The following is a 13,147-nucleotide window of genomic DNA, read 5'->3' on the forward strand; positions in this document are numbered from 1 at the left end:
TTAATATTACATTCTGTAAATATATTTTTACTGTACTATTGATTTTTAATCTAATGCTGGTATTTATTGAATGTCAGGATGACAAAATAAATTGCAAGGATGCATATTATGGAAAAAATAAATATTCATTTAATGGAAAGGTATCTTCTTCTACTTGATCGATTCGTTGATAAACTCTCTGAATCAGGCTTCTCAGAGCAACAAATTATCGAGCAATCATATCGTTTTTGTGCTGGTTTTTACATTAAATACCAGTCTAAAATTGAAAAGCTAACGTTTTCAAACAGGGAGGTTGTTTTAACTTTTCTGCTACTTTCATATTATAGTCATATAAATAAACTGGATGATAATTTGATCAACAAAGAGCGTATGAAGCATGTATGTTCTTCATTGATTAACTTTATAGTCAGTAATCGTAGCCGAACAGAGAAAGTCTATACTAATGAGAAAAGGAAATATGAGGCTTCTACCCTAAAAAGTGAGTTATTGAAAAAGGATAAAAGGAAAAGATATGGGTTATAGTGTTTGTATGGTTTTCATTGAACTTACTTAATCATACCGTATGAATTTTAATAATAAATTCATAATTCCATAAATCAAATTAATGCTTAAAAATTTTACATACCAAGAACTTTTAGCAAACGATAATAGAGGGGGTGTGTATAACAACCCCCTGACCCCGTTAAGATTAGCGAGCTGCTTCAGCATCGTTCTGTCAACCATCTAATTTATTTGAAAAATACCAATCCTACCTCTCAAGTTAATAACTTCTACTTGATAGCGCATTTTGGCAATTGAGTACAATTTTTTGATTGGATCGTCAATAAGAAAAAGCTAGACTCCTCAGAGTGCATTGATTTTCATAGGGCTAAGATATGACGATTGCGAGGGATAGTACGACTGATGAAATCATTCATGGAAATGATCTCCGTGGAATGGATGATTCTTACATTAACGAAACTTATTTCGAATGCCCATACGAGCTATGTAAAATTAAAGCCACACCTTGTAGTTTTACTATGAAACATGTTAATCAATCATATTTTAGATATGGTGATAAACATAAGGATGGATGTGGTATTCATGATCCAAGATATAAAAACAATCATACTTCAAATGACGAAAGAAAACATAATTCGCCACCTGCTCCGGTTATATCACTTTTAAAAATTGATGTGAAACCAAGAGGTGGTGTTGAAAATGCCAGAAATAGTAAAAATGAAAATCACAAGGATGAAAAAAAAGGTAATGAACATCCTGTATCTTCATCAAGTATTAAGCCAGTCGTTGACTATTACATAAATAATAGCAATCATAATGAACAGCTATCAATCCCTCCATATGGCACGCGATCTTATAAAGATACATTTCAACTTATTTTTTACAAAAACAACATACGTTATTACAAACCTGCTATTTATTATGGTGTAGTCCAGTCTAATATTCGTCTGCATGAAGATTCAGAAAAACATTGTCTTACTTTCCTCGCAAGGGATAAGAAGACCCAAAAACCATTTACGCTTGAAATTGATGTTTCCGGCTGGAATAAAAGTCAGAAGGATGTGTTTTGGAAGGAATATGAAAAGCAAAGGGAGGAAGCTGATAGGTATTATAAGGGACTTAAAGATAAAAGGAATGCTAAAAAATACCTGACGGTTTTCTTTTTTGGGATGCCAGATGAAAATGATAAGTTTCTATTTAAGACAAACCATTTTAAATTAGTATATGTGGCTTTCTTGGGTAAATTTGAACGCTCATATAATGATAGTAATTATTACATCGAAAATGATCTGTCTGTATCATCATTGAATGAACAACCCATTTCATTATCTGATATAGACCATAAAAATCATGAATATAATATTGAAACTTCATTAGATTTTAGTTCTCCTTTGCCAGAGCCAGAGCCAGAGCCAATAAAATCCTCTTTAAAGGAAAATACTGAGACTGTAGAAATGAAGAGTAAAGTTTGGAGGAGGCTGAAAAAGATAATCACTTTTTTCAAAAAGTGATTTATGTTTTCTGTAAAAAAGCCCGTAGGTTTCAACTGCGGGCTAAATTTTCCCCTGGTGCTGGCTTAGTCATTTACCTAAAAATGCCAGTCTTCACGTTGCTTGTTCCAGCATTAAAGATGTATGTGCTGACTTTTTCGCCTTTGAAAGAAACTGTCAGAGATTTAGTTTGTGAGTCTGCGCCGCCTGCAAGCAGTCCCACAACGGGGATGAAAGAGGTTACTTTGGACTGGCTGTTATACATAGTGTATGACCATTGCTCTTCACCATCGATCAAGGAACGGCTGTCAGGTTCACCAAACGATACTAACACGTCCTGTTTTGTAGTTTTGCCTTTAACAATTTTGGTTTTCACACTTTCCTGTGTCTCATTTTTCAATGACTGGTTGCCCACTGAAGAACAACCTACCAAGGTCAGAAAAACGAATCCTAAGGTGATGATTTTTTTCATACAACATTTCCCTTTTTTATTTTTAAATTTTAGCGTTTTACTGACTCAATAAGGTTTCTAAGTTCATTTTCAAATCGCTGACTTCTTCTTTTCATCAACTTGATACAAATAAAACTTCCAATTCTTGAAAAAAGATATGTAAACCAAATGTATTTGTGGTCGCTCCACATGTAGCCGTCTTTAAATCCCCAAGGCAGTGTGAGAAATGAAATAAGTGCAGCAGAACAAAGTAAAATGAAAATAATAGAGAATAGTTTCGAAACAGGCACTGCTCTGTAATACGATGCTGTAGAAGCATTATGGAACAGCATTGTCAGAAAGGCTGGAATAATGACGGTTTTTTTGTTTAAGTTTAATTTATATTCACCAGTGTTTAAATTAACAATGAGCGCATCGGCATATACGACACACAAGTTATCGTTACTATACTTTCGAAGCTCATATAGACGAATCCTGTGTGAGTTTCTGAACGCGATTCCATAGGCTGAAATCTGCTTTTCATCGCCATCATCTGTTTTTACCCAGATCTGGTTTTTGCTTGGGTTGGAATCAATGACAGTGCCAGAGAAAGTCTCAACAAATGTGTAAGTTTCACCAAACAGATCAAACTTGGGGGCTGTAATCTCTGCTTTCCGACGTTCAGAGAGACCAACGTTGACTTCTTCATTGCGGCGTTTCGTGGTGGAGATACTCATACAAGTTCCTTTGTGTTAGATGTGAAATTCATATTCGATGTATGAAGAAATCAGGGACTACAGATAAGATGGTATCTGCCATTTCAAAACCTGCGCGTTAGTTGAATGTGTGAAAAATCTAGTTAAATCAGTTTGTTATATTATTTGGTGTGAAATCTCATTTTGACTGGGTTTACAGGAAAGGCAAATCACTTGTACCGATCGATCAAAGATTAATGATAGATAGTAACTATCAACACTAGAATATCGATCGGTATAAACGATCAATTTATTGACCTGTACTTATCTAAAAAGGCTTGCCAGCCTTACATCGAAAGCGACGCTCTTCTGGGTAGAGATACTGATTCGGTAGGATTTTTTTGGGAGAGACGTGTTATCTCTATCGTCTTCACACCAGTGATAGTTTTGTGTTTTCTTGGGCGTTTAAGGGTTGGGATTTTGAGGTTTTTGAAGATGGTAATAATGGTATTGATATAGGGGATGGTCTCTAACCATCTGAATGTTGAAACCATATAGCTTCGCTTGGAGGCTTCTTTTACTGCTTCGGTTGCAAACGCTTCTTGAGCACCAGCACCTGCTTCTAAGTGAAGCTGTTTGACGGAAGCGTTAGTGAATTCGTCCTGACCAGCAGCTCGGTTATTGAGGATAAGTGCTTCTATGGGGCGGTTAACGTATTCTGTCATGATTTCAGGAGCATCTGTAGTTATGGCCATATCATGAGTTGCACTAACAGATGTTTCTCTGACAGATGATTTCAGTTTAAACAGGTAAGCACTATCACGTTCTTGTTGGTAGTCGATTCTGCTTTGCAAGGCAGACCAGGAATACCCTTTTCCCAATTGAGATGCTTTGAAAGCAATCCCGTTGTATTCGAATGAGAAGCCGTTCATGCGTCCGGTAGAAGCGATGTTCGGGATTGCTCTGATGTTTTGTGCGGCAAGCTGATGCACAAACTCAGTGGTTGACGGTTTATCGGCAAGGAGTACTTCCAGAGCGTTTTGGATGATGGTTTTAGGGCATAGCTCACCAGTCCTTTTCTCCACCATCGCTTCACTACGTGATTTTTTGCGTTTGGGTTTAGGATAGGGCGAAGCTGTGGATGGTGATGCTAAGAATTCCAGACCCTTGGTTCTGGTCAGTGAATAGTCGAGTTCTAGCTGCTGGATGATGCGGGTGCTGATGAGATTTTCATTTTTTCCAAGGTAGAGCTTTCCCGAACTGAGTTCGATGCGACTGGCGATGATATGGATGTGCTGACCGGCCTTATCGTCATGAAGGATATAAGCTCGTAGATGCGTCTCAGAGAAGCCCATACGCTTCATGTAGTCATCAGCGATGATTGCCCATTCTGAATTTGTTAACGCTTCGTTCTTCGGCAAACGAAGCGAATTGTGCCACACTGCTTTAGCTACATCAGGGCGAAGCTGTTTGGTGCCATCAAATTCAGCAATTAGTTCAAGAGCGGAGCCACCCAGCATATTGCCCCCGATTACGACTGGATCACTTTTATGATGTGAACCTGGCTTTAATGCATACCGGACCACACCAGCGAAGCTCTTACCCCTTTTGATCTTCTGCATACCCTTCATCGGGTTTGCTCCATATGTCAGCATTTAGCAGGTGCTGGCGAAGCTCTTCAAGTTGTCGTTTCACTGCGAAAAGCTCTGTATGAGTAAGCTTGCTGTCTTTGCTCTTATCATCGATATGGATCGCAATTCGATTTAGCTTTTGCGATATGTCAGTTAAAGCTATCCAAGCTTTGGTATTAATAGCTGGTATAACTGGAGGCAATTTTCGAAGGGAAGCCATACGAAGCCACTCTCCTTTTCTCATAGAGCCTCGTTTTGTGTTGAGAAGTTGCAGTTCAGTGTTATTTAATCTGACACTGACGCAATGAGAACGAAGCTGGTTGTGTGAGAGCTTCGCTTCGTTAACGCTTCCATTACGGGAATGTTTACTCACAACGATCTTATTAAAAGTATTATTTACGACCATATGAACTCCTTTCATATAATTTAATAAAAGCATATTCCTTATGCTTAATTTATTTATATTGCAGAAGTAAGTAATGTCAATGCAGTGTGTTGATTTTGCTTTTAATTTTTTTCAACCGAAGGGCGAAAAAAACAAGGGGAACTCGAAGAAGCAGCGTAGCGCTTCGATGAGTTAGCCCTTGCTTAAATTAAAAAAAATTTAAACCCATCAAAACTCATGATGGCATTAATTTTTTCTTTTATATTTAATGGCTTAAATAAGTTTTATGATTCTTTGTTGCATGAGTCAGCTTTAATTAGGCTTCCTAAGCTAAGATTAAGTTCAAGGTCAATAAAATTGTTTATTGCTAAACTTAATGGTAGTTAAAAATTTGAAATAATAATATCAGTAATGTTGAGTTTTTGCAGGTTATTTATTAAAATGCTTGATTTCCCGTGATTGTTTATTTATTTTTTTGTTGTATTTGCCTGCAATTTATGTTATTTTAAGAGGTTGTTTTTAATAATGGTGTGATTTCAGATGGCAGAGCTTATTACTGAGTTGGATTGGGATTTTAAAGAAAAGATTATTAGCGATTCTATTCATGGAATCCACCCTTACCCTGCGAAATTCATACCTGAGATCCCTTTCCAGTTAATTAATTATTTAGGCTGTGATAAAAACACTTCAGTTCTTGATCCATTCTGCGGTTCTGGAACAACTCTAAAAGTAGCCCAATCATTAGGTTTACCATGCGTTGGAATTGATCTTAATCCTATAGCTTGTTTAATTTCTAAAGTCAAAACAACTAAAATTCCTCCTAACTTTGGCACGGTTTTTAATGACGTTGTGGCTGATGCAAAATCAAGAAAGGTTGATATTGATGAGTTGAAAAGTATTCCAAATATAAATCATTGGTTCAAGCTTGATATACAAGTTAATTTGTTGAAATTGAAGAAAAGTATACATGATTATTTGGGGCACGATACTTTTGACGCGTTATGTGTTGCTTTCTCTTCCATCATTGTAAAAGCATCGAATCAGGAAAGCGACACACGTTATGCTGCTATAAATAAAAATTTAGCAGCAGAAGATGTATTTAGATTGTTCCTCGTTTCATGTGAGAAACTGAACTCTTCATTATTATACAATAGTAGTGAATTTCCATGTCAAATTATTAATAAAGATGTATTAGCTGTTCAACCATCTGACATTAATTCGACTGTGGGACTCGTTGTAACTTCACCTCCATATCCTAATGCATATGAATATTGGCTATATCATAAATATAGAATGTGGTGGTTGGGCTTTGATCCAAAAGAAATTAAAGAAAAAGAAATTGGAGCAAGAGCACATTTTTTCAAAAAAAATCATCATACTGAGAGAGATTTTTACCACCAAATGTATGGAACTTTACAGCTTATAGATTCTGTTCTTATATCGCATGGACACGCTGCTTTTGTAGTTGGTAGATCCATAATTCATGGTAAAAATGTTGATAATGCTGACCTTATTGTTGAGGCAGCAGAAAATCTCGGCTTTGAAGTTATTGAAAGGTTCAATAGATCCATGAATTCAAATAGAAAATCATTTAATCTTTCCTACGCAAAGATTAAAGAGGAAACAATTGTGGTTCTTAGGAAAAAATAATGCTGAATTTTAAATTTCCAAATTACAAGCTTTTTGAATATGAAAAATTGCTTGCAAAAAAAGAGCTGTCTTTGATTTTCCCATCAGATTTAATTCTTGATTCTGATACCGGTTATCATGTTCAAAAAAATGGTTTAAGTAATGATGAGAAGGAAAAAATCAGAAGGCTAACCTTCCTGAGGTTGATAAGTGATGACGAGAATTCAGTATCGTCATTACAAGAGTTTAAAGAGAATTCCTGTGTCAAAAGTGGGCATACAAAGAGGCAGTCAACACGATACGGGGCACATGGACTACATGAATATAAAGGTAAGTTCAATCCTCAGATAGTATCTTCTATTTTAAATATTTTAGATGTTAATGAAAAGTCTAAAATTCTAGAGCCTTTCTGCGGTAGCGGGACAACCTTATATGAATCTGCATTGAATAATTTAGAGGGGGTGGGTTTCGATTATAACCCATTGGCCTGTTTTATCAGTAATGCCAAAATCTCTACTCTTAGTATGGATGTAAGTAAATTTACATTATTTGCTCACCACTGTATCGATAAAGCAATAGAGTTATCTCCTAAGTTTATCATTGCAGATGACGTTCGTACAATTTATCTTAAAAAATGGTTTCAAATCGAAACTCTTAAAAAATTAGAAACTCTTCGAACTATTATTTATGAAAGTGCTAATATTAAGTTTATAAATCTATTTTTAGCCCTTGTGAGTGATTTAGTTAGAGAATATTCTTTACAGGAGCCTGCCGATTTAAGAATTCGGAGACGAACATCCGAAATGCCGACCACTGATTTTTGGGATGCTGTCAAAATAAAAGTGAGTTCGTTTTGTGCTAACATCAATTCAATATGCAATATTGAAGTGGATTATTCTGTTAATTCCGAAGCTATCAATATTGATATAAGAGATAGTAAATCTCTAAAAGGATTTCGAGAATTTGATTGTGCAATTACCAGCCCACCTTATGCTACTGCTTTGCCTTATATTGATACTCAGAGGCTTAGCATTGTATGGCTAGGTCTGGCTTCGCCTGATGAGGTTAAAAAATTAGATCGTGAGTTAATAGGGTCTCGTGAATTATCACCCTCGCTTAAAAAAGAACTAATGAATTCTTTAAACGAAAACTTTTTTAAGATTCCAGACAGCCTACATAAACTTTGTCTTGACATGTCCAATAGCTTAACTGAAAAAGATGGATTCAGAAGACAGGCAATGCCTTTTATTGTATATAGATACTTCGCTGACATGCAAAAAATGTTTGAGAATGTTTATTCTATGATGAAGGCCAATGCAAAATTTGCCTTAGTTGTTGGTCATAACACAACTACGCTTAGTGGTAGAGTATTTAAATTAGACACGCCTTCATATCTTATTGAAATCGCAAAATCAATTGGTTGGGAGTTATTTGAGGATATTACCTTAGAGGTTTATAAAAGATATGACCTTCATAAGTCAAACTCAATTGACTCTGAAAGATTGATTATTTTGAAGAAACACAGGGCCTGATCGGCCCTGAATAATTATATAATTTGGAAAAATGTTTCGTTATCCAAGAAACCAAATTTCTTACCTTTATGACCGATAGAAGTAGTTGCTTTGGATTTTAATAGATCATATGAGGCAGAGCCTTGTTGTATTATTCTTAGTTGATATTCTTTAACTCCGGTTCTTGTTATACAGGCTAAATCCCCAGGCTGTGCTATTTTGCTATATCGTAGTCTCCCAGTACCAAGCCTGACATCCATGTTATTATCGGCTTCGTAAGTAACTCTTTCTTCGCGTATTTCATTCAGGTCAACATAATTTAAATTGATAAGAGTATACTCTGCAACTTTTTCCCGATCATTTTTTTGATCTAACGGAGGGAAAAAATCAAGAGTATCTTTACTCAGCCATATGTATTGGCTACCTTTACCAGCATCTTCACCAGGATTTGCCATTATACGGTTGGTATCAGTATCAACCAAAGATACTACAAGAGTGCTAAGTTGTTGATTATACATGTATTAACCCTTTGGTAATGAGAGTGGTCTCAATTATATATACTACTTACACCTTAGTACAACTTAATATTCATACAAAAATATCAGGAGGATTTCATGCAAAAAAGTAATGATTTCAATGAATTGGATTATGAAGAGGCTTTTCTGTCAAACTCATGTAAGAGAGACAAAGCTTTAACTTATGCTCTTGAAATACGAAAGTTCGAAATAGAATTATATTGGAAAAGGGCCACTTATTTTTGGACTTTCATTGGGGCAAGTTTGGTTGCATTCATTGCTATTCAATCATCTAATAGTTTATTAGCCGAGTATAGGGGAGAGCTTACTTTATTAGTTGGATGTTTAGGAGCTGTCTTTTCATTCGCTTGGGTTTGCGTTAATAAAGGAAGTAAGTTTTGGCAGCAAAATTGGGAAAACATGTTGATATGTTAGAAGATGATATTACAGGCCCATTATATAAAGTTGTAGCCAATTCTCATTTGGGAGAAAATGAGAGTAGTGTCATAAATAAATTATTTTTAAGTTCAAAACCATACTCTGTTTCAAAAATTAATCAAACAATAAGCTATTATGTGTTATTTATATGGATATCGATTTTATTTAGGGAAGTGATTAAGTTGAAACTTTATGATAATCCTAATTGGTATTGTATAACCATCCTAGCATTATCTTTTTCATTTTGTATTTCTATAGGTTTTGCCTGTAAGTCTTCTATGACTTTTTCTAAAAGTGAATGGGTAAAAAGAAAATAACTTGAAAGTAAAATTATTTGTTTTAGCTCGTCGTTTAATAAAAGATGGGCTTTTCTTCTTTCTTCACAATAATAATACCTGTCATAAATAACTTCTACACCTTTCAGCTTGTGGTTCAGACATCTTTCTGCGACATGTGGGGGGGAACAGACAGCGATGCAAGTAAACTTCTGCAAGTCCTTCGTAAGTCATGGACTGTGGAATATTCAATATTTTCCATTACATTAGGTGGTTGCTTCTTCTTACCTGGTTCTACCCCGAATAGCTTGGCTATCGCCCTGTTGAGGGTATCTTTTCCCATATGCCTCGACTTACTCATCCTGCGGTTAGGGAAGATATAATCAGAACCAAAAGCTCTGACCTTTAGCTCTTTTAACATTTCAATTGCCAGTGGTGGTAGCGGAATCACAATGCCCACTCCTGACTTACTCCTTTCTTTTGGTAAAGACCACTTTTTCTCATCCAAATCGAATTCTGCCCAAGGAGACTCGGTTAGCTCACTTTTGCGAACAGAAAGGAGTAGTAGTAGGGCACAGGCAAGGTAGTTATCACAAGAGAAGCTGTCAGAGTGTTCTCTGAAAACTCTAAATACCTGACCAATTTCTTCCAGACTCAATGCTCTTACTCTGCTTTTTTCGATTCCACCTGCATCATTGACCTTAAACGCAGAAGCTGGATTGTTTAACAATAATCTAAGCTTGATTGCATGGTCGAAGAGTTGCAAAAAGTGCATACTTGTGAACATTGACCTTGATACTTGGTTTGAACCTGGTGGATTATAGTGAATAGGTGCGCGTGATGGTATCAATGATGGTATCATATCCATTGTGGTAATTTTTAATGTCTTAAGATCATAAGAATAGTTGCGATGTTTGAGTCCGGCCTTCGATCTTCATTTTAACTCAACTTTTCCATCTTGTGTCTGGGTATATGTTTTGCCATCAATATTTATAAATTGTTTTCCATCAAGGTTGCCTCTAATAATTATTGCTATATTGTTATACACGCATTTTTCATGCTTTTGATTAGTATCATCGAAGCAGGTATAGTCATCGATAGACCCGTCCCTTACCCCTTTAGGTAGTTCTTCATAACCATTAAAATTCATGATGGTAACTGTAAAGTTATACTGCTTATTGATGACGTGATATTTTTGCTGTAATAATTCTTTGTTATTCATCCACCACTTTAGTTTTCCTTCTGTTGTCATTGGTAAATGTTCTACAAAAACAGCACCTTTATCGACTCTGATTATCTTCGCTGGTCTTACCGCAATCCATATGCAGTATGCAATGATTAAAAAAATTACAGTTGCTACAGTCCTTTTATATTTGAACATTGGCTTCTCCTGTAAGTGTTATTGTGGCTTCAAAATTAGTGAAGAATGGTTTTTGAGCCAAATGCTTTGCACGCTGAAGTACAAACCATATCCTAAAAAAGGAAATCGAATTAAATTTAGGTTTCAGTATATCTTCTCTGTCTAATCCAAAATGGTCCTGTGCTCTGTATTTGATAACCGCAGTATATTTATTTCCTTCAAGTACGAGACTCTCAATTGAAATCTCTGTACTGTTCACGTCATGAACGGTAATACCCATACCATTAACCCAGTCTTTCCATCTGGTATATTTTGGTAAATGACTTTTATATAGATCATTGGTGAAATTTTCTTTGGTCAGTTTCGATTTGCTAAAATCAAACTGCTCGATTGCTCTTTTTATTATGGCTCTGGTGCTGTTCGGGGAATTATCAGCCAGAATTAAGTTTCTGTATGCATTATTCATTGCTGGATTTTGATAATCTCTTCCATTATTTCGTTGCATATGATTGAAAAGATCTTTGATTAGGCCCTGATAGGGTCCCTGAAAAGAAAATACATACGACTGCGATCTTAACTCATCATATAGCATTGCAATGGCTTTTTCTTTACTTGCTGGCTGTATTGAATTCAGATAAGGATGTTTATAGGAAGGACCAAAAGTTGTCCAGTCAATGAAAGTTGATACTTGCCCAAGATGGTAATGCTTTATTAGTGTATCAACATCAATGTCGCCGCTTTGCATATCATCAGCATTTCTGTCATTGAATTTTTTTTGGGTTGAGAAGATTATCAGTCTACTATCGATTGCGTTCATTCGAAATAAATCCCTTACAGTCAAATGTACACCCACTATACAACTATACTTTTGCACTGCAATTAGGACTTTTCTTAACATCTTTTCAAAAAGTCATACAGGATGTTCCTTCGAATGCGGTTTATGTCGCTGTGCCTGTTAAGGTAGGCAATCGCTAACAAGCAAAGTTGATTAAACCTGACTCTCAATAATAAAACTTATTTTCTCTGCAACTTTTTGCAAGACTTCTTTTCTTTCATCAAAATAATCATATCTGTCATAGATGCCTTCAACACCTTTGAGTTTGTGGTTCAGACACCGTTCTGCCACATGTGGAGGAACGGACAGTGAGGCAAGTAGGCTTCTACTGGTTCTTCTCAGGTCATGGACAGTGAAGTAATCAATGTGTCCCATGACATTAGGTGGTTGCTTCTTCTTGCCTGGTTCAGCTCCAAACAACTTGGCAATTGCTCTGTTTAGAGTGTCTTTACCCATGTGCTGAGATTTGCTCACGCGGCGGTTTGGGAAGACATAAGGCGAATCCCATGCTCTGACCTTTAGCTCTTCCAGAATCTTGATAGCGAGCGGGGGAAGTGGGATGACTATGCCAACACCAGACTTACTTCTTTCTTTTGGCAGGCACCATTTTTTCTCGTCTAAATTGAATTCTGACCAAGGTGCTTCCGTTAGTTCACTTTTGCGAACAGCAAGGAGTAGTAGCAGGGCACATGCAAGGTAGTTATCACGAGAGAAGCTGTCAGAGTGTTCCCTGAACACTTTAAAAACATGAGTAATCTCATCCAGACTCAATGCCCTTTCTCTGCTTTTTTCGATTCCACCTGCATCATTGACCTTAAACGCAGAAGCTGGATTGTTTAACAATAATCCAAGCTTGATTGCATGATCGAAGAGTTGTTTCATGTAGAGCAGGGCATCATTTGAGATGGTTGGTCTTCCACTTTCTGTAATTTTTTGGAGAATGACCCGGACATCAATGGGGGTTATCTTCGCCAAAGAAAGTTGACCAATCGTAGGAGCAATATCTTTCCTGTATACCCTTTCTGGGATTTGTGGATGCTTCAACCGCTTAACCAGGTCTTTGTGCCAGTCTTCAAACAATCCATCTACCGTTGTGATTTGCTTCGGTCGGTTAAGTTTCCGTTCAGCAATAGGATCATCTCCGGTGGCAACTTTTCTTCGAGTATCCTCAGCGAGGCTACGTACCTCAGACAGAGATAGATGGGATACCTTGCCAAGTGTGAGTTCTCGTCTCTTAGAGCCGATTGTGTATCGAAGCATCCAATACGCCTCACCTTTTTGTGGGACTTTCAGGTACAAGCCTCGCCCATCTCCAAACTTCCCCGGTTCTCCTGCTTTGATGAGAGCCTGAACCGTCCTGACAGTGAGTGAAGCCATATACCTATCCTGATGAAAAATCGTTGTGGGGGGGTATATGGTTATAAACTGTCAGATGAGACTAGTAAAGCAAAA

General features: G+C 36.7%; 14 protein-coding genes and 1 pseudogene. 6 read left to right on the forward strand and 9 right to left on the reverse strand.

From position 1 onward, the window contains the following. The first annotated feature begins 108 nt into the window (after positions 1-108). Together IAE48_RS15195 and IAE48_RS15200 are read left to right on the forward strand one after the other, a co-directional pair. Positions 109-522, forward strand: coding sequence for a hypothetical protein (locus IAE48_RS15195; RefSeq protein ID WP_200134864.1), 414 nt, complete (start codon positions 109-111; stop codon positions 520-522). Between the two features lie 353 nt (positions 523-875). After that, entirely contained in the window at positions 876-2,012 is a 1,137-nt protein-coding gene (locus IAE48_RS15200) for a hypothetical protein (RefSeq protein ID WP_200134865.1), read from the forward strand. 73 nt (positions 2,013-2,085) lie between these two features. Here IAE48_RS15200 and bamE read toward each other — a convergent pair whose 3' ends face one another. The 4 genes from bamE to IAE48_RS15220 all read right to left on the reverse strand — a co-directional run bounded on the left by bamE (position 2,086) and on the right by IAE48_RS15220 (position 5,153). Next, entirely contained in the window at positions 2,086-2,391 is a 306-nt protein-coding gene (gene bamE, locus IAE48_RS15205) for an outer membrane protein assembly factor BamE (protein WP_200134923.1), read from the reverse strand. Positions 2,392-2,492: 101 nt separating this feature from the next. Beyond that, positions 2,493-3,158 (reverse strand): hypothetical protein, encoded by a 666-nt coding sequence (locus IAE48_RS15210; RefSeq protein WP_200134866.1) that lies wholly within the window; start codon positions 3,156-3,158, stop codon positions 2,493-2,495. A 305-nt stretch (positions 3,159-3,463) separates the two neighbouring features. After that, the gene (locus IAE48_RS15215; protein WP_200134867.1) at positions 3,464-4,747 is read right to left on the reverse strand and encodes a relaxase/mobilization nuclease domain-containing protein; all 1,284 of its coding nucleotides are present in this window, start codon (positions 4,745-4,747) and stop codon (positions 3,464-3,466) included. Next, the gene (locus IAE48_RS15220; RefSeq protein ID WP_200134868.1) at positions 4,716-5,153 is read right to left on the reverse strand and encodes a hypothetical protein; all 438 of its coding nucleotides are present in this window, start codon (positions 5,151-5,153) and stop codon (positions 4,716-4,718) included. The genes IAE48_RS15215 and IAE48_RS15220 overlap by 32 nt, the downstream gene beginning before the upstream one ends. 519 nt (positions 5,154-5,672) lie before the next feature. On the opposite strand from IAE48_RS15220, the gene IAE48_RS15225 reads away from it, so the two are divergent. Next, positions 5,673-6,782 carry a DNA methyltransferase gene (locus tag IAE48_RS15225; RefSeq protein ID WP_200134869.1) on the forward strand — a complete coding sequence of 370 codons (1,110 nt, stop codon included), beginning with the start codon at positions 5,673-5,675 and terminating at the stop codon, positions 6,780-6,782. Continuing rightward, entirely contained in the window at positions 6,782-8,293 is a 1,512-nt protein-coding gene (locus tag IAE48_RS15230) for a DNA methylase (RefSeq protein WP_200134870.1), read from the forward strand. The genes IAE48_RS15225 and IAE48_RS15230 overlap by 1 nt, the downstream gene beginning before the upstream one ends. 14 nt (positions 8,294-8,307) lie before the next feature. Here IAE48_RS15230 and IAE48_RS15235 read toward each other — a convergent pair whose 3' ends face one another. Next, on the reverse strand, positions 8,308-8,790 hold the full coding sequence (locus tag IAE48_RS15235) for a hypothetical protein (protein ID WP_200134871.1): 483 nt from the start codon (positions 8,788-8,790) through the stop codon (positions 8,308-8,310). 96 nt (positions 8,791-8,886) lie between these two features. On the opposite strand from IAE48_RS15235, the gene IAE48_RS15240 reads away from it, so the two are divergent. Both IAE48_RS15240 and IAE48_RS15245 read left to right on the forward strand, forming a co-directional pair. Further along, entirely contained in the window at positions 8,887-9,222 is a 336-nt protein-coding gene (locus tag IAE48_RS15240; RefSeq protein WP_200134872.1) for a hypothetical protein, read from the forward strand. Further along, complete coding sequence (locus tag IAE48_RS15245; RefSeq protein ID WP_200134925.1) at positions 9,186-9,542, forward strand: hypothetical protein; 357 nt, start codon at positions 9,186-9,188, stop codon at positions 9,540-9,542. Before IAE48_RS15240 ends, IAE48_RS15245 begins: the two co-directional genes overlap by 37 nt. On the opposite strand, the pseudogene IAE48_RS15250 reads toward IAE48_RS15245, so the two are convergent. The 4 genes and pseudogenes from IAE48_RS15250 to IAE48_RS15265 form a co-directional block, all read right to left on the reverse strand. Beyond that, a pseudogene (locus IAE48_RS15250) lies at positions 9,542-10,275 on the reverse strand (tyrosine-type recombinase/integrase); the annotation flags it as partial. The gene IAE48_RS15245 and the pseudogene IAE48_RS15250 sit on opposite strands and share 1 nt — an antisense overlap. 159 nt (positions 10,276-10,434) lie before the next feature. After that, positions 10,435-10,881, reverse strand: coding sequence for a DUF943 family protein (locus IAE48_RS15255; protein WP_143444511.1), 447 nt, complete (start codon positions 10,879-10,881; stop codon positions 10,435-10,437). After that, positions 10,868-11,677, reverse strand: a complete 810-nt coding sequence (locus tag IAE48_RS15260) for a DUF3289 family protein (RefSeq protein WP_200134873.1) — start codon at positions 11,675-11,677, stop codon at positions 10,868-10,870. The genes IAE48_RS15255 and IAE48_RS15260 overlap by 14 nt, the downstream gene beginning before the upstream one ends. Positions 11,678-11,848: 171 nt before the next feature. Continuing rightward, positions 11,849-13,072 (reverse strand): site-specific integrase, encoded by a 1,224-nt coding sequence (locus IAE48_RS15265; protein WP_200134874.1) that lies wholly within the window; start codon positions 13,070-13,072, stop codon positions 11,849-11,851. Positions 13,073-13,147 lie beyond the last annotated feature (75 nt).

Origin of the sequence: Kosakonia sp. S57 (genome assembly GCF_016516575.1) — a bacterium.
In the GTDB taxonomy this organism is placed as follows: Bacteria; Pseudomonadota; Gammaproteobacteria; order Enterobacterales; family Enterobacteriaceae; genus Kosakonia; species Kosakonia cowanii.